The organism is Pseudomonas trivialis (genome assembly GCF_036864995.1).
Lineage (GTDB): Bacteria > Pseudomonadota > Gammaproteobacteria > Pseudomonadales > Pseudomonadaceae > Aquipseudomonas > Aquipseudomonas trivialis.
Genome location: NZ_CP142151.1, coordinates 3,663,135 through 3,688,878, shown reverse-complemented (window position 1 = coordinate 3,688,878; position 25,744 = coordinate 3,663,135). Strand labels below are relative to the sequence as shown.

Below are 25,744 nucleotides of genomic sequence, written 5' to 3'. Positions count from 1 at the left end.
GGGACCCGAGTTGCCAGTATCAGGTCTTGTTCCCGACCAGGCTGTCCACCGACGGCACGCGCGTGTCGCTCTCCATCTGCGTTTCATGCTCGATCTGATGACTGAACCGGTCCAGTGAACCCTGGGCCGGTTGCGCATCGCTGGCGAACACCGGCGGGCTGAGGATATAAGCGCCCAGCAGACGGCTCAACGCTGCCAGGCTGTCGATGTGGGTGCGCTCATAACCGTGGGTCGCGTCGCAACCAAACGCCAGCAGGGCGGTGCGAATGTCGTGACCGGCGGTCACCGCCGAGTGCGCATCGCTGAAGTAATAGCGGAACAGGTCGCGGCGTACCGGCAGGTCGTTGTCCGCCGCCAGGCGCAGCAGGTGACGCGACAGGTGATAGTCATACGGCCCGCCGGAATCCTGCATCGCCACACTCACCGCATGTTCGCTGGAGTGCTGACCGGGCGCGACCGGGGCGATATCGATGCCGACAAACTCACTCACGTCCCACGGCAGGGCGGCCGCGGCACCGCTGCCGGTTTCTTCGGTGATGGTGAACAGCGGGTGGCAGTCGATCAGCAACGGCTCGCCGCTGTCGATGATCGCCTTGAGTGCCGCGAGCAGGGCGGCCACGCCGGCCTTGTCGTCCAGATGTCGCGCGCTGATATGCCCGCTCTCGGTGAACTCGGGCAGCGGGTCGAAGGCTACGTAGTCACCCACGCTGATGCCCAGCGAATCGCAGTCGGCACGGGTCGCGCAGTAGGCGTCCAGGCGCAGTTCCACGTGGTCCCAGCTCACCGGCATTTCGTCGACGGCGGTGTTGAACGCGTGCCCGGAAGCCATCAGCGGCAACACGCTGCCACGGATCACGCCGTTATCGGTGAACAGGCTGACGCGGCTGCCTTCGGCGAATCGGCTCGACCAGCAGCCCACCGGGGCCAGGGTCAGGCGACCGTTGTCCTTGATCGCCCGCACGGCGGCGCCGATAGTGTCCAGGTGCGCCGACACGGCGCGGTCCGGGCTGTTTTTCTGGCCCTTGAGGGTGGCGCGAATGGTGCCGCGCCGGGTCATTTCAAACGGAATGCCGAGTTCTTCCAGGCGCTCGGCGACGTAGCGCACGATGGTGTCGGTAAAGCCGGTGGGGCTGGGAATGGCGAGCATTTCCAGCAGGACTTTCTGCAGGTAATTCAGGTCCGGTTCGGGGATGGTTCGGGTCATAAGGACTCCTGGTGAAGTGGCAGGCCTGAGGGAGGGTGGCGCCGGTATCGGCGCCTTCGCGGGCAAGCCGGTTTCCACAGTGGCATGCGGTCAACCTGTGGGAGCGGGCTTGCCCGCGAGGCGGCCGATCAGGCAACGCCTCTCTCAAACCGTTGACTGGCTGTGTGGAAACAACAGATCCACAAATTTCTCGGCAGTCGGCTGCGGCTCATGATTGGCCAGGCCGGCCCGTTCGTTGGCCTCGATAAAGACATACTCGGGTTGGTCGGCGGCGGGCACCATCAGGTCCAGGCCCACCATGGGAATGTCCAGAGCGCGAGCGGCACGCACGGCAGCGTCCACCAGCGTCGGGTGCAGGATCGCGGTGACGTCTTCCAGGCAGCCGCCGGTGTGCAGGTTGGCAGTGCGGCGCACGGCCAGGGTCTGACCTCGGGGCAGGATGCTGCTGTAGTCGTAGCCGGCGGCGTGCAGGGTGCGTTCGGTTTCCGCATCCACGGGGATTTTACTTTCGCCATCGGTCGCGGCCTGGCGCCGCCGACTCTGAGCCTCGATCAACGCACCGATGGAATGCTGACCATCACCTTTGACTTCGGCAGGGCGGCGGATCGCTGCGGCCACCACTTCAAAACCGATCACCAGAATGCGCAGGTCCAGGCCTTCGTGAAAGCTTTCGAGCAAAATACGGCTGTCGAACGTACGCGCCGCTTCGATGGCCTGCTGCACCTCTTCGATGGTGCGCAGGTCCACCGCCACGCCATGGCCCTGCTCGCCGTCCAGCGGCTTGACCACGATGCGCTGGTGTTCGTCGAGAAACTCCAGGTTGTCATCGGCACTGCCCGCCAGTTGTTGCGAGGGCACGTTCAAGCCGGCACCCTTGAGCACCTTGTGGGTCAGGCTCTTGTCCTGACACAACGTCATGCTGATGGCGCTGGTCAGGTCGCTCAACGATTCGCGACAACGCACGCGGCGCCCGCCATGGCTGAGGGTGAACAGACCGGCGTCGGCGTCGTCCACCTGCACATCGATACCGCGCCGATGCGCCTCTTCGACAATGATCCGCGCATACGGGTTGAACCCCGCCTGCGGGCCCGGACCGAGAAACAGCGGCTGGTTGATGCCGTTCTTGTGCTTGATCGCAAAGGTGGTCAGCGCGCGAAAGCCCAGCTTGGCGTAGAGGCTCTTGGCCTGGCGGTTATCGTGCAGCACCGACAGGTCGAGGTAGCTCAGGCCACGGCTCATGAAGTGCTCCACCAGGTGGCGCACCAGCACCTCGCCCACGCCTGGGCGCGTGCACTGCGGATCGACCGCCAGGCACCACAGGCTGCAACCGTTTTCCGGGTCGTTGAAGGCTTTCTGGTGATTGAGGCCCATCACGCTGCCAATCACTGCGCCGCTGTCTTCGTCCTCGGCCAGCCAGTACACCGGGCCGCCCTGATGACGCGGGGTCAGGCGTTCGGTATCGACCGGCAACATGCCGCGTCCCTGGTAGAGGCGGTTGACCGCCTGCCAGTCCGCCTCACTCTGCACCCGGCGAATGCGAAAGCCGCGAAACACCCGAGTGGCCGGGCGATAGTCGCTGAACCACAGGCGCAACGTGTCGGACGGATCGAGGAACAACTGCTGCGGATCAATCCCGAGGATCTGCTGGGGGGCGGCTACATACAACGCAATGTCGCGCTCACCGGCTTGTTCATTGAGCAGTTCCTCGGCCAGGCTCGCCGGGTCCGGGAAGGTATGGCCGATCAACAGCCGCCCCCAGCCGCAATGCACCGCGATATGGCCGGGGCTCTGCGGGTTGCCGTCCTCGGCCAGGCGGGCTTGCAGGCGCTCATAGGTCGGCGCCTGGCCCTTGAGCAAGCGTTGGCTGTAAGCCGCGGCGTTCTGTTTCATCAATCAGATTCCTTGTTCGCTGAGCCACAGGTTCAGCGCCGCCAGTTGCCACAGCTTGGAGCCGCGCAGCGGGGTCAGTTGGCCCTGCGGATCGGTCAGCAGGCGGTCGAGCATGGCCGGGTTGAACAGGCCGCGATCCTGGCTCGGGTCCAGCAACAGTTCGCGCACCCAGTTCAAGGTGTCGCCCTGCAAATGCTTGAGGCCCGGCACCGGGAAATAGCCTTTTTTGCGGTCGATGACTTCGCTCGGGATCACCCGGCGCGCCGCCTCTTTCAACACCTGCTTGCCGCCGTCGGGCAGCTTGAATTTACCCGGTACCCGCGCCGACAGTTCCACCAGGCGATAGTCCAGAAACGGCGTGCGCGCTTCCAGGCCCCAGGCCATGGTCATGTTGTCGACGCGTTTGACCGGGTCGTCCACCAGCATCACCGTGCTGTCCAGGCGCAGGGCCTTGTCCACGGCGGCATCGGCACCGGGCATCGCAAAGTGTTCACGCACGAAATCCCCGGCGGCGTCGTTGGCGGTCAGCCATTTCGGCGCGACGGTGGCGGCGTAATCGTCGTAGCTGCGGTCGAAAAACGCATCGCGATAGGCCGCGTATGGATCGCTGGCGCCGTCCACCTGCGGGTACCAATGGTAGCCGGCAAACAGTTCGTCGGCGCCCTGGCCGCTCTGCACCACCTTGCAATGCTTGGCCACTTCCCGCGACAGCAGGTAGAAGGCAATGCAGTCGTGGCTGACCATCGGCTCGCTCATGGCGCGGAACGCCGCCGGCAGTTGTTCGATGATCTCGCTTTCGGCAATGCGCAATTGGTGATGGCGGGTGCCGTAGTGCTTGGCGATCAGGTCCGAATACTGGAATTCGTCGCCACGCTCGCCGCCGGCATCTTCAAAGCCGATGGAGAAGGTCGACAGGTCCTGCACGCCCACTTCGCGCAACAGGCCGACGAGCATGCTCGAATCGACGCCGCCGGAGAGCAGCACGCCCACGTCCACTGCCGCCCTTTGACGAATGGCCACGGCTTCGCGGGTGCTGTCGAGCACGCGGTCGGTCCAGTCTTCCAGGCTCAGGTTTTTCTCATCCTCGTGGGGGCCGTAGGGCAGGGTCCACCAGGTTTTCTGCTCGGTATCGCCATTGGCGTCGATGCGCATCCAGCTCGCCGGCGGCAGTTTTTCGATGCCTGCCAGCAAGGTGCGCGGCGCGGGGACCACCGCATGAAAGTTCAGGTAGTGGTTCAGCGCCACCGGATCCAGGATCGGGTTGATATCGCCGCCTTTGAGCAGCGCCGGCAAGGCCGAGGCGAAGCGCAGGCGCTGACCGGTGCGCGACAGGTACAACGGCTTGACGCCGAGACGGTCACGGGCGATGAACAGGCGCTGGGCGTCACGCTCCCAGATGGCGAAGGCGAACATGCCGTTGAGCTTGGGCAACAAGGCTTCGCCCCAGGCGTGGTAGCCCTTGAGCAACACTTCGGTGTCACCGCCGGAATAGAAAGCGTAGCCCAGGGCTTCCAGCTCTTGACGCAACTCCGGAAAGTTATAAATCGCACCATTGAATGCCAGGGACAGCCCCAGTTGGGCGTCGATCATCGGCTGCGCCGAGCCGTCCGACAGGTCCATGATTTTCAGGCGGCGATGGCCCAGGGCAATCGGCCCCTGGGCATGAAAGCCCCACGCGTCAGGGCCGCGTGGGGCCAGGTGATGGGTGATTCGCTCCACGGCTGCCAGGTCGGCAGGTTGAAGATCGAAACGTAACTCGCCAGCTAATCCGCACATATATTCCTTACCGGTTTTTCCGTTGGGGAGGGATAAAAGGCACCGCGCCAAAATGACGGGTACCCAGAGACTGACCCGAGCAGATTGGCGGAGTTTTAGAACAATCCGTTATAAGGCAATCCGCCTTGACTGGCAGCCAGCCACGTAACGGGCGTCGCGGGTGGCGGGTGAGTGGCGGTAAAAAGGTCAAGGAGAGATACAAGTTCTGGTGGGGTGCGGCCTGTGATCGAACGGTTATTTGAACCCTTCCACGGCAGCGCAATGCTTATTGTCGGGGGTCATTCTTCAACGCAATAAGGACCGTTGCCCATGACGCAACAACAGGCTGTAGCCCGGACGCCCGCCCCTGTGACCGAGGACCAGATTACCGGGGCATTGCTGGAAATAACCGGAGATCTCGACAAGGCCCAGGTACTGCAAAACACCCTGCCGCCGTGGCTGACGACAGCCACCCCGTCCACCCGCCACGCCCTCAAGGACGCACACCTGGCCAGTCAGCAGCCGCGCGAACGGGCTGAGGCGTTGCTGAGCCGGATCACGCCGCTTGATCGATTTTGCGCCGAACGTCTGCGCACCTTGCTGGTGGGCAAGGGGTTTGCTCATCTGGACATCGAGAATGACCAGATAGAGATGCCGGTGCGCGAAATCATTGGCGTTGGCGGTTTTCCCGGGCTCACGATTGGCACGACGGCGGTGCAAAAGCACAGCCTGCTGCAGGCTGCCATGCACAACTTCACTTCGGCCCAGGCCGTCAAGGGGGGAATGCCCAGAGGGTCGCTGATACGCTTGGCTGCCAGTCAGCAGGTGGAGCCTCGCCTGGGCGCTGAGACCTTCGCGGCTTACTGCCGGGAAGCGGACGTGGGCGAGGCCTATCAACAGCATCTGCGCGATGTGTTCGAACTGTCCGATTCTGACGATGGGCAGAGCGTGTCGAGTGCTTATAACCCGGCAGTTGGCGACATAGGTCGATGCAAGTCGATGGACATGCAAATCGATCTGCATATTGCCTTCGCCAAGGCGAACATCAGTGAGCATGCCTATGCGGCGTTGCTGAAGGTGCTCAAGGCCGACTTACCGGCTGCTGAGCTCAAGGGCCTGTCGTTCCAAGGTAAGCCATTAATCTGGCAGGCTTTGTCGATCCATGACGCTTGCGTGTGGGGCGTGTTGATCTTCAGTCATGGAGCGGCCGAGGGATTCCCCGCCGGGCCTTTACTGGTCTACATGCCCAATGAACCGACACGGCCCTGGTTTGAATACCCCACGATTGAGGACTTCAAGACCTACCTGACGCTCAAGCTGCAAGTGCCGGCTTATTGCAGCTTTTTCGCGCGTTACCTGGATGAGTCAGAACGCCTTGAGTTTCTCCAGCATTTTGACAAAAACAAGACACTGGAGCGCGTGGCACCAATGTCGGTGCTGGCCAGTCCATCGGGGTTTTTCTTCAGCGCCCTGACCCGCAGGATCCAGCTCGATGCCCAGGTGCTGGCGGTGCCGACGGCAGAGGTCGACGAAGAAGCGCGCCGCAAGCGTTTGCAGGCCTACCTGGAGGCCGGCCTGACCTTGTTGAACCTCGCCGGGCTGGTGGTGCCGGTGTTCGGGCAGTTGATGATGGGCGTGGCCGTGGGGGAGATGCTTGGGGAGATGTTCGAAGCGGTGGAGGACTGGAGCCATGGCGAGCAGTCCCAAGCGTTGGAGCATGTGCTGAATGTAGTGGAAAACATTGCAGGCATGGTCTTGTTCGCCGCTGGCGTGAAAACGGTGAGTCAAGTGATCAAGGCGACAAAGATCGCGCCTGCGGCATTTTTCGACAAGGTGGAGGCCATTCGGCACCCGGGTGACACGCCTCGATTATGGCGACGGCGCTTGGGTGCCTACCGTCAGCTGTGGGAAATCGATGCGCATGCCATCGCCAATTCGCAGGGTATCTACCAGGCCAACGGCCAGTCCTATATCAAGGTCGACGGCGCGTTGTATTCGATTACCTATGACGCGCGGCTGGGGCACTGGCGCGCCCGTCATGCTCTGCGTAATACCGCGTATCGCCCCCCGTTGCGGCACAACGGCCAAGGTGGCTGGCAGTTCACGTTTGAACGTGCGGATCAATGGTTTGATGAACGCCATTTGCTGGTCCGGCTCGATCCAGGCCTCCTCTCCATTCCCGAAGATCAATTGCGCGGCATCGCGTCGATCACCGGCTTGACCCTCCCCCGTCTTCGAACCCTGGCCAGAGAAAGCATGCCGCTGCCGGAACGCTTTCGCGACGGTGTGGTGCGTCTGCGGCAAAACCAGAAGGTGCGTGACCTGGCGTGGCAGCTTGAACACCAGCCCCGGCCGGATGCCAATACGGCCCTTGCGCAGTTGCGGGCTCTGCCGTTGCTGGAGGGCTGGCCCAAAGGCCGATTTTTCGAGGTGCTGGACAACCATGGCAATTTGCTCGAACGCTATCCGGACACGTCGCCTTTTGACTACGAGGACTTGAGCATCCACATCACCGAGCAACAGGTAGAGGACGGTGAAGTGATGCCGACCCTGCTGGCAGCGCTTGACCCTGAGGAAGCCGAAACGCTGCTGGGAGGCGAGGTCGAGGCGGGCGAACGCCAGGCAACCTTGACGCGCAAGCTGCTGGCTTCGCTCAAACGCACGCATCGGCAGGTGTATGAGCAGCTGTATGTGAGCGCCGATGAACCGGCGCATTCCGCCTATGATCTGCTCAAGTCGCGCTACCCTCGTTTGCCGAACCGCATGGTCAGGGACTTGCTGTTCAAAATGTCGCTACGGCATCGCCGGCAAATGCGGGACACCCGGCGTGTGCCGTTGCTGCTGGCGCAACACGCTCGCGAAACCCTGGAGACCTTCGAGGAAGATCACGCATTGCTCGGCCTGTTGCTCCCGGAACTGGCCACCGAAGACACGACGCGCATGGCCACGGGCCTGCTCGCGCGTTTGCCCGGTTGGCCCCGGGAGCTTGCGCTGCAGGTGCGCGCCGAAACTTTTAACGGGCGCCTGATGGGCGAGGTGGGGAACCAGTCGGCAACGATGAAGCGCACCCTGGTCAAGTCGGCCCAAGGTGTTCAGGCCTTTGATGAGCAGGGCAAGGCCCTGGCGAGCGTGGCCGAGGGACATGAGGGCCTGTATCAGGCCATGCTCGATGCGCTGTCCGCCGAGCAACGCGGTGTGTTGAGGATGTCCGGGCCGAGCGCCCGCAGCCATTTGCGCGACTCGTTGTGGGCGCAGGCCCAAGCGCAGCGAGGGAAGATTTCGCGGTATCTGCGGCCGGAGCATACTGCGCCGGAATCCGAGCCTGAGCCGCTGTGTGTGGCGCAGGCACTGGTCAATGTCCAGCAGCATCCGAAGCCGTTGGTGGCCAAGGTCAGAAAGCTGTATCCCTTATTCGATGAGCTGCAGATAACGGCGTTTCTCGACGAGCAAGGCACTGACCACCTGTCGCGCGCCAGGGCGGTGCAGGCATTGGAGCGTGAGTTTGATGCCCTGCACCGGGCACTCAAGGTGTGGCAACGCGATAATAACTCGCTGCGAGGGCTACCCTATCCGGTGGAGGATTACCGCGTCAGTCGCTATTACGTGAGGCACCGGATCGAAAATGCCTGGAGGCGCATGATCCTCGCTCCGGATCAACAGGGTGTCAGGGTGCCGACGCTGGACCTGGATGGCATGGTGATGGGGCCGCTGCCGACGTTGCCGAATACGGTCAACTTTGGCCATATCCGCCAGTTGTCGCTCAATCACCTGGAACTCAGCGACGATGTGGGATATTTCCTCAAGCACTTCAAGGGCCTGGAAACCCTTGAACTGCAGGACAACCGGATCAGCCGCTTGCCCGAAGCGCTGTCGCTGATGCCTGACCTGAAGCGCTTGTACCTGGACGACAACCGCCTGCAACTTACCGAATACACCCGCGCCAAGCTGGCGGGCATGACCGACCTCCAGGTGCTCAACCTGAGCAACAACCCGCTGCTGGACCCGCCTGCGCTCGATCGAATGTTCAGCCTGCGTGAGCTGTTCCTGCGTAACTGCCGGCTCACGGACTTGCCCGTCGCTCTGCGCAAGCTGCCTTACCTGGACTACCTCGACCTGCGTGACAATGAGATCGCAGCCTTGCCCAAGTGGCTGTTCGATCTCCCTCGTAACGCTGCACGGCCTCTTAACCTGCGACAGAATCCACTGGACGGTCCCAGTCGTCAGTTGCTGAGTAATTATCGTCGGCGCACCGGCATCGGCATGGGCTTCCTGGAAGACGACATCGCCCGCTTGAACGAGCAGAAAGCCCGCGAGCTATGGCTGGACAGCAGCCGGACGGATTATGCCGCGAGAAAAATCGCCTGGAACGGGCTCAAGGATGAAAGCGGCTCTGACGGGCTGTTTCAACTGCTGTCCGAACTGGGTGGCACGGCGGATGCCAGCCAGGTCCATGAGGACTTGAGCCAGCGGGTGTGGCGTGTGTTGAGCGCAGCTGAAGCCGACGCGCAACTGCGTGCAGAGATTTTCGAACGCGCCGCCACACCGCTCAATTGTGATGATGCCGCAGCGGTGAGCTTTGCCAACCTTGAAGTGCTGACTGAGGTACATAAAGCGGCCAAAGGCGTTGAGGGCGGGGTGCTGACGGCCAAACCGCTGTTGCGCCTGGGCAAGGGATTGTTTCGGCTTGATCAGCTTGAGCGGTACGCGCAAACCCACATTGCAGGCCATCCCAGTGTCGACCCGCTGGAAGTGAGCCTGGCCTTTCGCACCGGGTTGGCCGACCGCTTCTATTTGCCGGGCCAACCCAAGCACATGCGCTTTGCCCGCCTGGGTGGGGTAACGTCCGAGGTCATTGCGTCAGCGGCTGGCCAGTTGCAAACGGCGGAGCTGTCCCCGGCGTTGTTGAAATACCTGATCGAGTTGCCGCTGTGGAATGGCTATCTGAAGAAAACCTTCAACCGCCAGTTCGAACGTTTGAACCAGCCGTTCGAGCAACGCATGCAGGAGGTGTTTGACCAGGTGCTGACCCTGGATGACGCCGATTACCGTGTGCAGATGGAACAGGTGCTGAGTGAGCAGGCCCAGGCTGAAAAAGCCAGGCTTGAAAGCCTGACCGAGGATGCGCTCAAGATTGATCGACTGAATGTCTGCCGCGCCCCACTTCTATGAATGGGCTTTGCCGCGAATCAATCCGCGCAGGGCAAACCGGTTCGGATGGCAGGCCTCGGCCACGCTGGCGGGCAGCGGCAGCGGCTCATCGTCGAGCCAGGCCGCCAGCAGCTCCGCGCACAGCGGCGCGGTGACCAGACCGCGCGAGCCGTGGCCGCTGTTGATATACAGACCATCGAGCCAGGGGCATGCGGCGTCGGGCACCTGGCGGGCATCCTTGCGCAGGGCGGCGTAGACTCGGTCGAAGGCAGCGTGATCGGCCAATGGCCCGACAATCGGCAGGTAGTCCGGGCTGGTGCAGCGGAACGCCGCGCGGCCCTGCAGCTGTTGCGGCGGCAATTGCTCGGCGCGCAGGCGTTGCAGCAAATCGGTGGAGATTTCCCGCAGCATTTCCAGGTTGCCAATATGCTCAGCAACTGTGGGCGCAAGATCATCGCGCTTGAAGTCGAAGCTGGCGCCCAGGGTATGTTCGCCCAGGCGCGCGGGAGCGACGTAGCCCTCGGCGCACACGACGGTGGCCAACGCCTGGCTGTCGGGGGTTTGTGCCAGGCTGGTGATTTGCCCGCGAATACGCTTGAGCGGCAGGTCGGCGCTGGCCGGGAAACGCTTGATGTCGGCGGCGCCCGCGAGCACTACCACGCTGGCGCTGGCCAGCAGTGTGTCGTCGGCCCGCGCCTGCCATTGGCCCTCGACCCGTTGCAACTCAAGGGCTTCATGATGGGTCAGCACTTCGATAAGCGGGTGTTGCGCCTGCCATTGACACAGCGCCGGTGGATGCACCCAGCCGCCCTCCGGAAAAAACAGGCCACCCTGATCCAGGGTCACACCTGCGCGTGCCTGGGCCGCGGTTTGGTCCAGCAGGTGCAACAGGCCCGGCGCAAATGCGTCGGCCAACTGCGCCTGGCGTTCAGCTTCCCTGGCATTGAAGGCCAGTTGCAGTACGCCACAATCGTTCCAGTCGACGCCGCGATGCAAGTGTTCAAGCAACCGCCGAGTGTGGCCGAAACCACTGAGTATCAGTTGGGACAGGGCCGTACCATGCGCCGACAGCTTGAGGTACAGCACGCCCTGGGGATTGCCGGAAGCTTCCTGGGCCAGGGCGGCGTGCCGCTCCAACAGGCTGACGCGCCAGCCGCGTGCGGCGAGGCTGGCGGCCGTCGCGCAACCTGCCAGGCCACCACCGATCACCATGGCGTGGCGCTCGCCTTCGATGGCCGGGGGCGTGCGAACCAGGGCTTGGCCGTGGGCGGTGCGGGTGATTGCGCCGGCCAGCCAAGAAACTCACCGCGCAAAATTTCCCATTTATGCCCGATGCCCGGCGTGCGTTTCATCTTGAACCCGGCAGCATTGATCAGCCGGCGTACCCAGCCGGTGCTGGTGAAGGTGCTAATGGTCGACCCCGGCGCGGCCAGACGCGCCAGTTCGACGAACAACTCGGCGGTCCACATGTCCGGGTTTTTCGCCGGGGCAAACCCGTCGAGAAACCACGCATCGATCTGCGCGTCCAGTTGCGGCAACTGCTCCAGCGCGTCGCCGATCAACAGGGTCAGGGTCACGCGGCCATTGTCCAGCACCAGGCGCTGGAAACCCTGGTGGATGGCAATGTATTGGGCCAGCAGTTGTGCGGCGAACGGTGCAAGTTCCGGCCAGAGGGCGAGGGCGCGTTGCAGGTCGGCGTGGCTCAGCGGGTATTTTTCGACGCTGACAAAATGCAGCCGCGCGCCCGCCACGGCGTGCTGTTCGAACAACTGCCAGGCGCATAGAAAATTCAGCCCGGTGCCGAAGCCAGTTTCGCCGATCACCAGCCGACCGCCCGCAGGCAGGGCAGCAAAGCGCTCCTGCAGGCGATTTTGTTCAAGGAACACATAGCGGGTTTCTGCAAGGCCCGACTGGTCGGAGAAGTACACGTCGTCGAAGACCCGCGAGTGTGGGCGACCTTGGTCGTCCCAGTCGAGCTGGGCGTGGGTTACGGGGTTCATGGGCGGCTCGGCAAAGGCAAGGCGACCATTCTAGCCGATCAACCGACAATGATTTGCCCGATGACAGGCGCTGGTGGAATTTCCTCCCGCGTGTCGTTGCCCAATCCGCTAGTCTTGAGCCATCTTGAAACGGAGCTGCCCATGTTCGAATCCGCCGAAATCGGTCACGCCATCGACAAAGACACCTACGAGGCAGAGGTTCCCGCGCTGCGTGAAGCGCTGCTGGAAGTGCAGTACGAGCTGCACCAGCAAAAGCGCTTCCCGGTGATCATCCTCATCAACGGCATCGAAGGCGCCGGCAAGGGCGAAACCGTCAAGCTGCTCAACGAATGGATGGACCCGCGCCTGATCGAGGTGCGCACCTTCGACCAGCAGACCGACGAAGAACTGGCGCGCCCGCCGGCCTGGCGCTACTGGCGTCAGCTCCCGGCCAAGGGGCGCATGGGCATTTTCTTCGGCAACTGGTACAGCCAGATGCTGCAGGGCCGGGTGCACGGGCAGATCAAGGATGCCCGGCTCGACCAGGCCATCGCCGGTGCCGAGCGGCTGGAGAAAATGCTGTGTGACGAAGGCGCGCTGATCTTCAAGTTCTGGTTCCACCTGTCCAAAAAACAGATGAAGGCGCGGCTCAAATCGTTGGCCGACGACCCGCTGCACAGCTGGCGCATCAGCCCGCTGGACTGGCAGCAATCGAAGACTTACGACAAGTTTGTCCATTTTGGCGAACGCATCCTGCGTCGCACCAGCCGCGACTATGCGCCGTGGCACGTGATCGAGGGCGTCGATGCGCACTATCGCAGCCTCACCGTGGGCAAAATTCTCCTCGAGGGACTGCAAAGTGCATTGAAGTTGCCCAACGCCAAAACCAGTGGGATGAACCCGGCACCGTTGCTGACCTCGGTCGATCAAAAAAGCCTGCTCGACAGCCTCGACATGACATTGAGCCTGGACAAGGACGACTACGAAGAACAACTGATTACCGAGCAGGCGCGCTTCTCTGGCCTGATGCGTGACAAGCGCATGCGCAGGCACGCGCTGGTCACCGTGTTCGAAGGCAACGACGCGGCGGGCAAGGGCGGCGCCATCCGCCGGGTCGCCGCCGCGCTGGACCCGCGCCAGTACCACATCGTGCCGATTGCCGCGCCCAGCGAGGACGAGCGCGCCCAACCCTACCTGTGGCGCTTCTGGCAGAAGATTCCGGCGCGCGGCATGTTCACCGTGTTCGACCGCTCGTGGTACGGCCGTGTGCTGGTGGAGCGGGTCGAGGGTTTTTGCACCCCGGCCGACTGGATGCGCGCCTATGGCGAGATCAACGACTTCGAAGAGCAACTGAGCGACGCCGGGGTGATCGTGGTCAAGTTCTGGCTGGCCATCGACAAGCAGACCCAGCTCGAACGCTTCCAGGCGCGCGAGGAGATTCCGTTCAAGCGCTTCAAGATCACCGAGGACGACTGGCGCAACCGCGACAAGTGGGACGCCTACCGCACCGCCGTCGGCGATATGGTCGACCGTACCAGCACCGAGGTTGCGTGCTGGACGCTGGTGGAGGCCAACGACAAGCGCTGGGCGCGGGTCAAGGTGTTGCGCACGATCAACCGGGCGCTGGAAGAGGCGTTCGAGCACGCTGGCAAGCGCGAGAAGAAGAAAAAGAAATAACCGCCGGCCGTTTGCCACAGGCAGCCTGATCACCATGCTTTTGTATAGGCCGGGTGAATGATCATCGCGGTGGGGCGGGTCTGGATCTATCCTCGATTGATCTGCCAACAACCACAAGATCGAGGTAGCCCATGCGTGAAGTAGTGATCGTCGACAGCGTTCGAACCGGCCTGGCCAAGTCCTTTCGCGGCAAGTTCAACCAGACTCGCCCGGATGACATGGCGGCCCATTGCGTCAACGCGCTGCTCACCCGCAACGGCATTGACCCGGCGACGGTGGAAGACTGCATCGTCGGCGCGGCCTCCAACGAAGGCGCCCAGGGCCAAAACATCGGGCGCAACGTGGCGGTGTTGTCGCGGTTGGGCACAGGAACGGCGGGGATGACGCTCAACCGCTTCTGTTCGTCCGGCCTGCAGGCGATTGCCATGGCGGCCAACCAGATTGCCTCGGGCTGCAGCGAGATCATTGTCGCCGGCGGCGTCGAGTCCATCAGCCTGACCCTGAAGAGCATCAACACTGACAACCTCATCAACCCGTTGCTCAAGGAACAGGTGCCGGGCATCTATTTCCCCATGGGCCAGACCGCCGAAATTGTCGCGCGCCGCTACCACGTCAGCCGCCAAGCGCAGGACGCGTATGCGCTGCAAAGCCAGCAGCGCACCGCGCAGGCGCAGGCGGATGGCCTGTTCGATGATGAAATCGTGCCGATGGCGGTCAAGTACCGGGTCGAGGATAAGGACACGGGCGCCGTGCAGATTCTCGATGGTGTGGTCGACCGCGACGACTGCAACCGCCCCGACACCACCCTAGCCAGCCTCAGCGGCTTGAAGCCGGTATTTGCCGAAGACGGCTCGGTGACGGCGGGCAATGCCTCGCAGTTGTCCGATGGCGCCTCGATGACGCTGGTGATGAGCCTGGAGAAAGCGCTGGCACTGGGGCTCAAGCCCAAGGCGTTTTTCCGTGGCTTTACCGTGGCCGGCTGCGAACCCGACGAGATGGGCATCGGGCCGGTGTTCTCGGTGCCCAAACTGCTCAAGGCGAAAGGCTTGCAGGTGGCGGATATCGACCTGTGGGAACTCAACGAAGCGTTCGCGTCCCAGTGCCTGTATGCGCGTGACCGGCTGGAAATCGACAATGCCAGGTACAACGTCAATGGCGGTGCTATCGCTATCGGCCACCCGTTCGGCATGACCGGGTCCAGGCAAGTGGGGCACCTGGTGCGCGAGCTGCAGCGGCGTCATCTGCGCTATGGCATCGTCACCATGTGCGTGGGCGGCGGCATGGGCGCGAGCGGACTCTTTGAAGCTGTGCGCTGAACTAGCGCTGTCGCGCAGCAAACTGGAGCCTCTGTGGCGAGCGGGCTTGCCTGCGAAGGCGTCGGCCCAGCAAACATTGATGTTGACTGACCCACTGCTCCCACAGGGGATCTGCGCTTGACTGAACGGCATTAGGGCATAGCCCGATCTGTTTGCTTGCCCCTAGAATGCAGGCTCTTCTACCTCAGGCATTCGGGGCACCTCATGCACATCTCTTCCGGTCGCTGGGTCTACGGTTTTCTCCTGACCCTGCTGACCGCATTGCTCTGGGGCATTCTCCCGATCAAGCTCAAACAGGTCTTGCAAGTGATGGACCCGATTACCGTCACCTGGTTTCGCCTGATGGTGGCCGGCGGTTGCCTGTTCATCTACCTGGCGGCGACCCGGCGCTTGCCCAGCTTGAAAGTGCTGGGCCCCAGAGGTGGCGGGTTGGTGGCAATGGCCGTGTGCGGACTGGTAGGCAACTACGTGCTGTACCTGGTGGGCCTGAAAATGCTCAGCCCCGGCACCGCGCAACTGGTGGTGCAGATGGGGCCGATCTTTCTGATGGTCGCCAGTGTTTTTGTGTTCAAGGAGCGCTTCAGCCTGGGGCAAGGCTTGGGGTTGGTCGTGTTGATTGTGGGCTTCGGGTTGTTCTTCAATCAGCGTCTGGCGGAGTTGCTCACGTCCATGGGCACTTATACGGCCGGGGTGTTGACGGTGCTGCTGGCGACCACGATCTGGGTGTTTTATGCGCTGGGGCAGAAGCAGTTGCTGACGGTGTGGAATTCGCTGCAGGTGATGATGGTGATTTATCTGTTTTGCGCGGCGTTGTTGACGCCATGGGCGCAGCCGCTGGAGGCGTTGGCGTTGAGTCCGTTGCAGGGGTGGTTGCTGCTGGCGTGTTGTATGAATACGTTGGTGGCGTATGGGGCGTTTGCGGAGGCGCTGGCACACTGGGAGGCATCCCGGGTGAGTGCGACCCTGGCGTTGACGCCGTTGGTGACTTTTGTGGCGGTGGCGTTGGCGGCGTGGTGGTGGCCTGGGTTTGTGCGGGCTGAGGAGATTAATGCGTTGGGGTATTTTGGGGCGTTGGTGGTGGTGATGGGGTCGGCGATGGTCGCCTTGGCGCCTTCTTTGATTGCGGGGCTCAGGGCTCGTCGGTTAAGACTGGCTTCCTGAGGGCGTACAGCGTTTCAAATGTGGGAGGGGGCTTGCTCCCGATGGTGGTTTGGTTGTGTACATATCCGTTGCTGCGGTTATGGCGGCTATTGGTTCCGCCCTTACGGCGGGTCACTTTTGGAAGGACCCAAAAGTAACCAAAAGGTCCTCGCCCCACCACTCGGCACCTCGCTCAGGCTCGGTGTGCCCGAACGCAGGCTTGAATCCGTGGGCCGCCGCAATGGGCCATCCCTGGCCCAGTGCGGCTAACCCGGCGTCCTGCCGGGTTACCCACGGATTCAAGCCTGCGTTCGGCCAGCGTGGTTGACGGGGCGCCTGAGATCAAGATCAAGATCAAGAGCGGATCAAAGGCTTTTTAATGGCCGGCTTCCAGCATGTTTTCAGGGCGTACCCATTTGTCGAATTCTTCGTCGGTGAGGTAGCCCAGGTCCAGTGCGGCCTGGCGTAGGGTCAGGCCTTCGGCATAGGCTTTTTTGGCGATCTGTGCGGACTTGTCGTAGCCGATGTGTGGGTTCAACGCGGTGACGAGCATCAGGCCGCGTTCCAGGTGTTCGGCCATTTGTTCGGCGTCCGGTTCCAGGCCGGCGATGCAGTGTTCCTGGAAGTTGTTGCAGCCGTCGGCCAGCAGGCGGATGGATTCGAGCAGGTTGTGGATGATCACCGGCTTGTACACGTTGAGCTGCAGGTGGCCCTGGCTGGCGGCGATGCCGATGGTGACGTCGTTGCCCAGTACCTGGCAGGCCAGCATCGACAGGGCTTCGCATTGGGTGGGGTTGACCTTGCCGGGCATGATCGAGCTGCCGGGTTCGTTGGCCGGCAGTTTGACTTCGGCCAGGCCGGCGCGGGGGCCGGAGCCGAGCAGGCGCAGGTCGTTGGCGATTTTCATCAGGGCCACAGCCAGGGTTTTCAGCGCGCCGTGCAGGGTCACCAGCGGTTCGTGGCCGGAGAGGGCGGCGAATTTGTTCGGCGCGGTCACGAACGGCAAGCCGGAAAGGGCCGCCAGCTCGGCGGCGATCGCTTCGCCAAAACCGTGGGGCGAGTTGAGCCCGGTGCCGACGGCAGTGCCGCCCTGGGCCAGTTCGCACACGGCGGGCAGGGCGCTGCGGATGGCGCGTTCGGCATAGTCGAGCTGGGCGATGAAGGCCGAGAGTTCCTGGCCGAAGGTGATCGGCGTGGCGTCCATCATGTGGGTGCGGCCGGTCTTCACCAGCTTCATGTGCCGCGCCGCCAGCTCCGCCAGGCCGCCGGACAATACGGTGATCGCTGGCAGCAATTGTTCGTGCACCGCTTTTACGGTGGCGATGCTCATGGCGGTGGGGAAGCAGTCGTTGGAGCTTTGTGAGCGGTTCACATGGTCGTTGGGATGCACCGGGCTCTTGCCGCCGCGGTTGTTGCCCGCCAGTTCGTTGGCGCGTCCGGCGATCACTTCGTTGGCGTTCATGTTGCTCTGGGTGCCACTGCCGGTCTGCCATACCACCAGCGGGAACTGGTCGTCGTGAGTACCGGCGAGCACTTCGTCGGCGGCCTGTTCGATCAGGCGGGCGATGTCGGCGGGCAGGTCGCCGTTGCGGTCGTTGACCCGCGCGGCGGCTTTCTTGATCAGGGCCAGGGCGTGCAACACAGCCAGTGGCATGCGTTGCTCGCCAATGGCGAAATTCACCAGCGAACGTTGGGTCTGGGCGCCCCAGTAAGCGTCATCCGGGACGTGGACGTCTCCCAGGCTGTCGGTTTCGATACGGCTCATTCGGGCACTCTCCTTGAAGTCAGTCAGCGCAGTTTAGGCCGTGATGGGGCAGGGGGGTTCCATAAAAGACTTTTCATCGGATTAAAGCGGCGCTGATCCTTGTCCGACAAGGCCTGGGGTTGAGCCGCGAGGTTTTTTAGGCGCAGAATGGTCGCCCTTGGGGTTTTACCTCGCCTGTAGAAAAGGAAACTCGATGACTCGTCTTCGTGCCATCTGTACCGCGGTTGCTCTGGTTTGCGCCAGCGGCCAGGTTTTTGCCGATACCGCCAGCCACAACGCCAGTGCCGAAGCCTTCCTTACCCTGGCCCATGCCGACAAGCTGGGAACCCCGGTGTACATGCAAGTGCAACAAATGTTCGCCCAGCGTTTCGAACAGACCAAGGCGCCTGCCGCCAAGCAGTCCGTACTGGACAGCTACCAGGCCAAGGCCAACGCCGCGCTCGACCAGGCCATCGGCTGGCCGAAGCTGAAACCGGACATGGTCAAGCTCTACACCACCAACTTCAGCGAATCCGAGCTCAAGGACCTGGTTGCGTTCTACCAGTCGCCGCTGGGCAAGAAAGTGCTGGAAAAAATGCCGCAGCTGACCCAGCAATCGGCCCAGATGACCCAGGCCAAACTGGAAAGCGCCGTGCCGGTAGTGAACAAGCTGTTGGAAGACATGACCAACGAGCTGACGCCAAAAGCCGCCGCACCGGCCAAGAAGAAGTAAGCAGGAATGACCATGCAACAGCGTATCGAAACCGCGCTCGCCGCCCTGAGCCCGCAACATCTGAGCGTGCTGGATGAAAGCCACATGCACAGCCGTGGGTTGCAGACCCACTTCAAGGCCGTGCTGGTCAGCCAGCAGTTCGAGGGGCTCAACCGTGTCAAGCGCCACCAGACGGTCTACGCCACCCTGGGTGACCTGATGAGCGAGTTTCATGCGCTGGCGCTGCATACCTACACGCCTGATGAATGGGCGAAAATCGACGCAGCCCCGGCCTCGCCGACCTGCGCCGGCGGACATTGACGGGTTTTCCCTGATAGAATCCGCAACGCGCCGCTCAGTCGGCGCGTTTTTTTTGGCATCCGGTTCACCCCTTACGAGGGTAGCCACCTGGAGAGAACACCCATGACCCACCCCATCGTCGTGGCGGCACTGTACAAGTTCGTCACCCTCGAAGATTACGTTGCCCTGCGCGAGCCACTGCTGCAGGCAATGGTCGACAACGGCATCAAAGGCACCCTGCTGATTGCCGAGGAAGGCATCAACGGCACCGTATCCGGCAGCCGCGAGGGCATTGATGGCCTGATGGCCTGGTTGAAGAAAGACCCGCGCATGGTCGACATCGACCACAAAGAGTCCTACTGCGACGACCAGCCTTTCTACCGCACCAAGGTCAAGCTCAAGAAAGAGATCGTGACCCTGGGCGTCGAAGGCGTCGACCCGAACAAAAAGGTCGGCACCTACGTTGAACCGCTGGACTGGAATGCGCTGATCAGCGACCCCGAGGTGCTGTTGATCGATACCCGCAACGACTACGAAGTGTCCATCGGCACCTTCGAAGGTGCGATCGACCCGAAGACCACCAGCTTTCGCGAGTTTCCCGACTACATCAAGGCCCACTTCGACCCGGCCGTACACAAGAAGGTCGCGATGTTCTGCACCGGCGGCATTCGCTGCGAGAAGGCCTCCAGCTTCATGCTCAGCGAGGGCTTCGATGAGGTCTATCACCTCAAGGGCGGTATCCTCAAGTACCTCGAAGAGGTGCCGCAGGCAGAAACCAAATGGCAAGGCGACTGCTTTGTGTTCGACAACCGGGTCACCGTGCGTCACGACCTCAGCGAAGGCGACTACGATCAGTGTCATGCCTGCCGCACACCGGTCAGCGTCGAGGACCGTGCGTCCGAGCACTATGTGGCCGGCATCAGTTGCCCGCATTGCTGGGATAAGCTGCCGGAGAAAACCCGTCGCAGCGCCATCGACCGGCAGAAGCAGATCGAGCTGGCCAAGGCGCGCAACCTGCCGCATCCGATTGGCTTCAACTACAAGCAAACCCCTTCCGAGGCCTGACCCATGTCCGCGCGCCTGCTCTATGTGATGGACCCGATGTGTTCCTGGTGCTGGGGCTTTTCCCCGGTGGCGCAGGCGCTGGTTGAGCAGGCCCAGGCGGCCGGCGTGGACGTGCACCTGGTGGTGGGCGGCCTGCGTACCGGCAGCGGCGCGGCGCTGGAACCGACCACCCGGCGCTACATCCTTGAACACTGGCAGGCCGTCACCGACGCCACCGGCCAGCCGTTCAAGCGCGAAGGGGCCTTGCCCGACGGCTTTGTCTACGACACCGAACCTGCCTGCCGCGCCATCGTCACCGCGCGCAGCCTGGCACCGGATTGCGCGTGGATCCTGCTGGGGCTGATCCAGCGCGCTTTTTATGTCGAGGGCCGCGATGTGACCCTGGCCAGCGTGCTGGTGGAGTTGGCCGAACAGGCGGGCATCCCGCGCATCGAATTTGCCGGTGCCTTCGACCGTGCCGAGCAGCATGCGGCGACGGCGGCGGATTTCAGCTGGGTGCAGGACCTGGGCATCGCCGGTTTCCCGACGCTGCTGGCCGAACGCGATGGCCAACTGGCCTTGCTGACCAACGGCTATCAGCCGTTGTCCGAGCTTTCGCCGTTGTTGAGCCGATGGCTTGAGCGAGCGGCCAGTGCCTGAGCTGCCCGCCCGCATCGACCGCCTGACCTGGGCGGAAATTCGCCGCCTGGCCTTGCGTCACAAAAAATCCCTGTGGATCGCCAATGGCGTAGCCGTGCTGGCGACCCTGTGCAGCGTGCCGATTCCCCTGCTGCTGCCGCTGCTGGTCGACGAAGTGCTGCTGGGCAGCGGCGATGCCGCGCTCAAGGTGATGAACCACGCGTTACCCCTGGGTTGGCAAAAAGCCGCTGGCTATATCGGCCTGATGCTGCTGGTCACCCTGACCCTGCGCTGTGGCGCGCTGGTGTTCAACGTGGTGCAGGCGCGCTTGTTTGCGCGCTTGGCCAAGGACATCGTGTACCGCATCCGCGTGCGCCTGATCGAACGGCTCAAGCGCATCTCCCTCGGCGAATACGAAAGCCTGGGCAGCGGCACCGTGACCACGCACCTGGTCACCGACCTGGATACGCTGGACAAATTCGTCGGCGAAACCCTCAGCCGTTTTCTGGTGGCGATGCTGACGCTGGTGGGCACCTCGGCGATTCTGGTGTGGATGCATTGGCAGTTGGCGCTGTTGATTTTGCTGTTCAACCCGCTGGTGATCTACTTCACGGTGCAGTTGGGCAAGCGCGTCAAGCACCTCAAGAAGCTGGAAAACGACAGCACCTCGCGCTTCACCCAGGCGCTTACCGAAACCCTGGATGCCATCCAGGAAGTGCGCTCCGGCAATCGCCAGGGCTTCTTTCTCGGGCGTCTGGGCCAGCGTGCCCGGGAAGTGCGTGACTACGCGATCCACTCGCAATGGAAAACCGATGCCTCCAGCCGCGCCAGTGGCCTGTTGTTCCAGTTCGGTATCGATATTTTCCGCGCGGCGGCGATGCTCACGGTGCTGTTTTCCGATCTGTCCATCGGCCAGATGCTGGCCGTGTTCAGCTACCTGTGGTTCATGATCGGCCCGGTGGAACAGTTGCTGAACCTGCAATACGCCTACTATGCGGCGGGCGGTGCGCTGACACGGATCAACGAGCTGCTGGCGCGTGCCGACGAGCCGCAGTATGCCGGCGGCGAAGACCCGTTCAGCGGGCGCGAGACGGTCGGTATTGACGTGCGCGGCGTGGATTTCGGCTATGGCGAAGAGCTGGTGCTGAACCAGTTGAACCTGAGCATCGCGCCCGGTGAGAAGGTCGCGATTGTCGGTGCCAGCGGCGGCGGCAAAAGTACCCTGGTGCAACTGCTGCTCGGGCTATATACGGCGCAAGCCGGCAGCATCCGGTTCGGCGGTGCAACCCAGCAGGCCATCGGCCTTGAGACCATCCGCGAAAACGTGGCGGTGGTGCTGCAGCATCCTGCGCTGTTCAACGACACGGTGCGCGCCAACCTGACCATGGGCCGTGAACGCAGCGATGAGGCCTGCTGGCAGGCCCTGGAAATTGCTCAACTGGATGTGACCGTCAAGTCCCTGCCTCTGGGCCTGGACAGTGTGGTGGGGCGCTCCGGTGTACGCTTTTCCGGCGGGCAGCGCCAGCGGTTGGCGATTGCGCGCATGGTGCTGGCTGAACCCAAGGTGGTGATACTCGACGAAGCCACCTCGGCGCTGGACGCGGCCACCGAGTACAACCTGCATCAGGCGCTGGCGCGGTTTCTCAGCGGCCGTACTACACTCATCATCGCCCACCGTCTGTCGGCGGTGAAGCAGGCCGATCGAGTTTTGGTCTTCGATGGCGGTCACATTGCCGAAGATGGCGACCACCAGCAGTTGATTGCCGATGGCGGGCTTTACGCCAAACTTTACGGGCACCTGCAACAAGTGCGTTGATTTGGCCTAGGCTGAGCTATCGGAAGCAAATTTTCGTGTGCTTACCCAGCCGTGCATGTGCAAGGGACTTCATGAAGCAAAAGCGGACTCTAGGAACGCCACGGCTGCTGGGCATCGTCTGGCCCTTCATTGCCGTCGTACTGTTTCAGGCACTGTTGGGCTGTCTCAGTCTGTATGTGCTGTCGGCGGTGCGTGGCTATGTGGCGGGTGAAAGCTTGTGGTCCAAGGGCCAGAAGGACGCCATCTATTACCTCACGCTCTACGCCGATAACCGCGACGCAGCCACCTATCTCAAATACCAGCAGGCCATCGCCGTTCCCCAGGGCGGGCATGAACTGCGCATCGCGCTCGACCAGCCCGTGCCGGACACCGAGGCTGCACGCCAGGGCATCCTCAAGGGGGGCAATCACCCGGACGATGTGTCCAGTCTGATCTGGCTGTACCTCAACTTTCGCCATTTCAGCTACCTGGAAAAAGCTATCGAACTGTGGACGGTGGGCGACGGCTACCTGGTGCAACTGGATGACCTGGCCCGCTCGATGCACGGCGCGATCAACAGCGGCCAGGTCAGCGAACAGGATGTGCGGCGCTGGAAGGCGCATATTTTTGCAATCAACGATGGCGTGACGCCGGCAGCCATGGCCTTCAGCGATGCGTTGGGCGAGGGGTCGCGGATGATCCTGCGGCTGCTGGTGATCACCAATCTGGCCACCGCCCTGGTGTTGATCGCACTGGCGCTGCTGCGCACGCACAAACTGCTGACCCAGCGCCACGCGTTTGCCGATGCGCTGCAACTGGAGAGGGAGCGCGCGCAGATCACCCTGGAATCAATCGGCGACGGCGTCATCACCACCGATGTCGACGGCGCGATCACTTACCTGAACCCGGCTGCCGAAGCGCTGACCCACTGGACGTCGGCAAAGGCCCAGGGTTTGCCACTGGCGGCGCTGTTCAAGTTGCTGGATGAAAATGCCGAGCCTGATGGATTTACCCTGATCGAACACATCATCAAAGGTCAGCTCAGGGCTGGCAGTGACCATTCAACGCTGATCCAGCGCATGGACGGCAGCACTGTTTCGGTGACGCTGGTGGGGGCGCCGATCCGCAGCGCGGGCAAGGTCAGTGGCGCGGTGCTGGTGCTGCATGACATGACCCAGGAGCGTCAATACATCGCCAACCTGTCCTGGCAGGCGACTCACGATGCCTTGACCGGTCTGGCCAATCGACGCGAATTCGAGCACCGCCTGGAGCAGGTGTTGCAGCAGGCGGGGCGCCAGCCCAATGCACGGCATGCGCTGATGTTCCTCGACCTGGATCAGTTCAAGCTGGTCAATGACACGTGCGGGCACGCGACCGGCGACGAACTGCTGCGGCATATCTGCGCGTTGTTGCAATCGGACCTGCGCGAAGAGGACACCCTGGCACGGCTGGGCGGCGACGAGTTCGGCATCCTGCTGGAGAACTGCCCGGCGCCGGTGGCGGAAAAGATCGCCGAAAGCCTGCGCCATACCGTGCAAAGCCTGCATTTCGTTTGGAAGGGCCGGCCGTTCATGACCACCGTGAGCATCGGTCTGGTGCATATCACCAGCACGCCGACCACCCTGGAAACCTCGTTGCGCACTGCCGACATGGCTTGCTACATGGCCAAGGAAAAAGGCCGCAACCGCGTGCAGGTCTACCATGCCGACGACTCCGAGCTGTCCATGCGCTTTGGTGAAATGGCCTGGGTACAGCGTTTGCACATGGCACTGGAAGAAGATCGTTTTTGCCTGTACGCCCAGGAAATTTCGCCGCTGGGGCAAACGGAGGGGGCAGCGGCCACGTTGAAATCCTGTTGCGCCTGCACGATGAAACCGGCCGCATCATTCTGCCGGACAGTTTTATTCCGGCGGCCGAGCGTTATGGGCTGATGACGTCTCTGGATCGCTGGGTGGTGGAAAACGTGTTCAAGATCATCGCCCGTTGCCTGCATGAGCGCCCGGGCCGGCCCATGGCGATGTGTGCGATCAATCTGTCAGGCATCACCATTGGTGATGATGATTTTCTCGGCTTTTTACGTGAGAAATTCAACACTTACAGTATTCCACCGGAAATGATTTGTTTTGAAATAACCGAGACAAGTGCTATCGCCAATTTGGGCAGTGCAATTCGCTTTATTAATGAACTCAAAGCCTTAGGTTGCCACTTCTCTCTCGACGACTTTTGCGCCGGAATGTCCTCATTCGCTTATCTGAAACATTTACCTGTAGACTTCCTGAAGATCGATGGAAGTTTCGTAAAGGATATGCTGGACGACCCGATTAACCGTGCCATGGTTGAAGTGATCAACCATATCGGCCATGTCATGGGTAAGCGCACAATTGCCGAGTTTGTAGAGACACCCCAAATCGAACAGGCGTTACTGGAGATTGGTGTGGATTACGCTCAGGGCTACCTGATTGAACGCCCGCAATTGTTTACCTTCGATAGCTTGCAGTGCCGACCCGCGCGGCCGCAGCCATTGTTATTCAAGGCGCCCGGCACATTCCGCTGAAACATTTGCTGGTCTGTACAATCACACTTAAAAAGGAGCCCTACAGTGATCGACACATTCAACCGAACCGGCCCGCTTATGGAAGCCTCGAGTTACCCAGCCTGGGCACAACAGCTGATCCAGGACTGTAGCGAGAGCAAGCGCCGGGTTGTCGAACACGAACTGTACCAGCGCATGCGCGACAATACGCTCAGCGCCAAAACCATGCGTCACTACCTGATCGGTGGCTGGCCGGTGGTGGAACAGTTTGCCTTGTACATGGCACAAAACCTCACCAAAACCAAGTTCGCGCGCCATCCTGGGGAGGATATGGCGCGACGTTGGCTGATGCGCAATATTCGTGTGGAACTCAACCACGCCGACTATTGGGTTCATTGGGCCCGTGCCCATGGCGTCAGTCTTGAAGAGCTGCAGGCGCAAAACGTGCCGCCGGAGTTGCACGCACTGAGCCATTGGTGCTGGCACACCAGTTCGTCCGATGCGTTGATCGTCGCGATTGCCGCCACCAACTATGCGATCGAGGGGGCGACCGGGGAGTGGTCGGCCGTGGTGTGTTCAACCGGCGTGTATGCGGCGGCCTTCCCTGAGGAAGACCGCAAGCGGGCAATGAAGTGGTTGAAGATGCATGCCCAGTACGACGATGCTCACCCATGGGAAGCGCTTGAGATCATCTGCACCCTGGCCGGCATGAACCCGACCAGAGCCCTGCAGGAAGAACTGCGCCAGGCCGTATGCAAGAGCTACGACTACATGTACCTGTTCCTGGAAAGCTGCATGCGTCTGGAGAGAGAAACAGCGCCGGTGGCAGCCCGCGAACGCCCGGTACGCGTGGCCAGCGAAGCGTGAT

The 25,744-nt window shown here is 62.1% G+C and carries 14 protein-coding genes and 2 pseudogenes; 11 read left to right on the top strand and 5 right to left on the bottom strand.

Annotation, left to right across the window (positions count from 1 at the left end; genetic code table 11):
- Window positions 1–19 precede the first annotated feature (19 nt).
- From VRB54_RS16060 to VRB54_RS16050, 3 genes are all read right to left on the bottom strand, one after another.
- The gene (locus VRB54_RS16060; protein WP_057008098.1) at window positions 20–1,204 is read right to left on the bottom strand and encodes an osmoprotectant NAGGN system M42 family peptidase; all 1,185 of its coding nucleotides are present in this window, start codon (window positions 1,202–1,204) and stop codon (window positions 20–22) included.
- A gap of 144 nt (window positions 1,205–1,348) precedes the next feature.
- On the bottom strand, window positions 1,349–3,094 hold the full coding sequence (gene ngg / locus VRB54_RS16055) for an N-acetylglutaminylglutamine synthetase (RefSeq protein WP_338477962.1): 1,746 nt from the start codon (window positions 3,092–3,094) through the stop codon (window positions 1,349–1,351).
- Between the two features lie 3 nt (window positions 3,095–3,097).
- A complete protein-coding gene (locus tag VRB54_RS16050) occupies window positions 3,098–4,870 on the bottom strand; it encodes an N-acetylglutaminylglutamine amidotransferase (protein WP_338477961.1) in 1,773 nt (590 codons plus the stop codon).
- A 309-nt stretch (window positions 4,871–5,179) separates the two neighbouring features.
- Here VRB54_RS16050 and VRB54_RS16045 point away from each other — a divergent pair, with 309 nt between their 5' ends.
- Window positions 5,180–10,018, top strand: a complete 4,839-nt coding sequence (locus tag VRB54_RS16045; protein ID WP_338477960.1) for an NEL-type E3 ubiquitin ligase domain-containing protein — start codon at window positions 5,180–5,182, stop codon at window positions 10,016–10,018.
- Here VRB54_RS16045 and mnmC read toward each other — a convergent pair.
- A pseudogene (gene mnmC, locus VRB54_RS16040) lies at window positions 10,013–11,997 on the bottom strand (bifunctional tRNA (5-methylaminomethyl-2-thiouridine)(34)-methyltransferase MnmD/FAD-dependent 5-carboxymethylaminomethyl-2-thiouridine(34) oxidoreductase MnmC). The gene VRB54_RS16045 and the pseudogene mnmC sit on opposite strands and share 6 nt — an antisense overlap.
- Before the next feature lie 141 nt (window positions 11,998–12,138).
- On the opposite strand from mnmC, the gene pap reads away from it, so the two are divergent.
- The 3 genes from pap to VRB54_RS16025 all read left to right on the top strand — a co-directional run bounded on the left by pap (window position 12,139) and on the right by VRB54_RS16025 (window position 16,130).
- A complete protein-coding gene (pap, locus tag VRB54_RS16035; protein ID WP_338477959.1) occupies window positions 12,139–13,653 on the top strand; it encodes a polyphosphate:AMP phosphotransferase in 1,515 nt (504 codons plus the stop codon).
- A 131-nt stretch (window positions 13,654–13,784) separates the two neighbouring features.
- Window positions 13,785–14,969, top strand: a complete 1,185-nt coding sequence (locus VRB54_RS16030; protein ID WP_338477958.1) for a thiolase family protein — start codon at window positions 13,785–13,787, stop codon at window positions 14,967–14,969.
- Between the two features lie 204 nt (window positions 14,970–15,173).
- The gene (locus VRB54_RS16025) at window positions 15,174–16,130 is read left to right on the top strand and encodes a DMT family transporter (RefSeq protein ID WP_338477957.1); all 957 of its coding nucleotides are present in this window, start codon (window positions 15,174–15,176) and stop codon (window positions 16,128–16,130) included.
- A gap of 355 nt (window positions 16,131–16,485) precedes the next feature.
- Here the strand turns inward: VRB54_RS16025 and VRB54_RS16020 are convergent, their stop codons facing one another.
- Window positions 16,486–17,874, bottom strand: coding sequence for a class II fumarate hydratase (locus tag VRB54_RS16020; RefSeq protein ID WP_209983297.1), 1,389 nt, complete (start codon window positions 17,872–17,874; stop codon window positions 16,486–16,488).
- Between the two features lie 193 nt (window positions 17,875–18,067).
- Between VRB54_RS16020 and VRB54_RS16015 the strand changes: the two genes are divergently transcribed.
- The 7 genes and pseudogenes from VRB54_RS16015 (at window position 18,068) to VRB54_RS15985 (ending at window position 25,743) form a co-directional block, all read left to right on the top strand.
- On the top strand, window positions 18,068–18,586 hold the full coding sequence (locus tag VRB54_RS16015; protein ID WP_003236690.1) for a DUF2059 domain-containing protein: 519 nt from the start codon (window positions 18,068–18,070) through the stop codon (window positions 18,584–18,586).
- Between the two features lie 6 nt (window positions 18,587–18,592).
- Window positions 18,593–18,886 carry a BolA family protein gene (locus tag VRB54_RS16010; RefSeq protein ID WP_209983295.1) on the top strand — a complete coding sequence of 98 codons (294 nt, stop codon included), beginning with the start codon at window positions 18,593–18,595 and terminating at the stop codon, window positions 18,884–18,886.
- Window positions 18,887–18,988: 102 nt separating this feature from the next.
- Window positions 18,989–19,930, top strand: a complete 942-nt coding sequence (locus tag VRB54_RS16005) for a rhodanese-related sulfurtransferase (RefSeq protein ID WP_338477956.1) — start codon at window positions 18,989–18,991, stop codon at window positions 19,928–19,930.
- Between the two features lie 3 nt (window positions 19,931–19,933).
- Entirely contained in the window at window positions 19,934–20,569 is a 636-nt protein-coding gene (locus tag VRB54_RS16000) for a DsbA family protein (RefSeq protein ID WP_338477955.1), read from the top strand.
- A 1-nt stretch (window position 20,570) separates the two neighbouring features.
- Window positions 20,571–22,364, top strand: a complete 1,794-nt coding sequence (locus tag VRB54_RS15995) for an ABC transporter ATP-binding protein (protein ID WP_338481119.1) — start codon at window positions 20,571–20,573, stop codon at window positions 22,362–22,364.
- A gap of 71 nt (window positions 22,365–22,435) precedes the next feature.
- Window positions 22,436–24,897: pseudogene (locus VRB54_RS15990) on the top strand (EAL domain-containing protein).
- 78 nt (window positions 24,898–24,975) lie between these two features.
- The gene (locus VRB54_RS15985; protein ID WP_422396112.1) at window positions 24,976–25,743 is read left to right on the top strand and encodes a TenA family transcriptional regulator; all 768 of its coding nucleotides are present in this window, start codon (window positions 24,976–24,978) and stop codon (window positions 25,741–25,743) included.
- Window position 25,744 lies beyond the last annotated feature (1 nt).

Coding starts and splice junctions, on each gene's coding strand:
- VRB54_RS16060 (WP_057008098.1), bottom strand. CDS start 1,204: ATGACCCGAACCATCCCCGAACCGGACCTGAATTACCTGCAGAAAGTC.
- ngg (WP_338477962.1), bottom strand. CDS start 3,094: ATGAAACAGAACGCCGCGGCTTACAGCCAACGCTTGCTCAAGGGCCAG.
- VRB54_RS16050 (WP_338477961.1), bottom strand. CDS start 4,870: ATGTGCGGATTAGCTGGCGAGTTACGTTTCGATCTTCAACCTGCCGAC.
- VRB54_RS16045 (WP_338477960.1), top strand. CDS start 5,180: ATGACGCAACAACAGGCTGTAGCCCGGACGCCCGCCCCTGTGACCGAG.
- pap (WP_338477959.1), top strand. CDS start 12,139: ATGTTCGAATCCGCCGAAATCGGTCACGCCATCGACAAAGACACCTAC.
- VRB54_RS16030 (WP_338477958.1), top strand. CDS start 13,785: ATGCGTGAAGTAGTGATCGTCGACAGCGTTCGAACCGGCCTGGCCAAG.
- VRB54_RS16025 (WP_338477957.1), top strand. CDS start 15,174: ATGCACATCTCTTCCGGTCGCTGGGTCTACGGTTTTCTCCTGACCCTG.
- VRB54_RS16020 (WP_209983297.1), bottom strand. CDS start 17,874: ATGAGCCGTATCGAAACCGACAGCCTGGGAGACGTCCACGTCCCGGAT.
- VRB54_RS16015 (WP_003236690.1), top strand. CDS start 18,068: ATGACTCGTCTTCGTGCCATCTGTACCGCGGTTGCTCTGGTTTGCGCC.
- VRB54_RS16010 (WP_209983295.1), top strand. CDS start 18,593: ATGACCATGCAACAGCGTATCGAAACCGCGCTCGCCGCCCTGAGCCCG.
- VRB54_RS16005 (WP_338477956.1), top strand. CDS start 18,989: ATGACCCACCCCATCGTCGTGGCGGCACTGTACAAGTTCGTCACCCTC.
- VRB54_RS16000 (WP_338477955.1), top strand. CDS start 19,934: ATGTCCGCGCGCCTGCTCTATGTGATGGACCCGATGTGTTCCTGGTGC.
- VRB54_RS15985 (WP_422396112.1), top strand. CDS start 24,976: ATGGAAGCCTCGAGTTACCCAGCCTGGGCACAACAGCTGATCCAGGAC.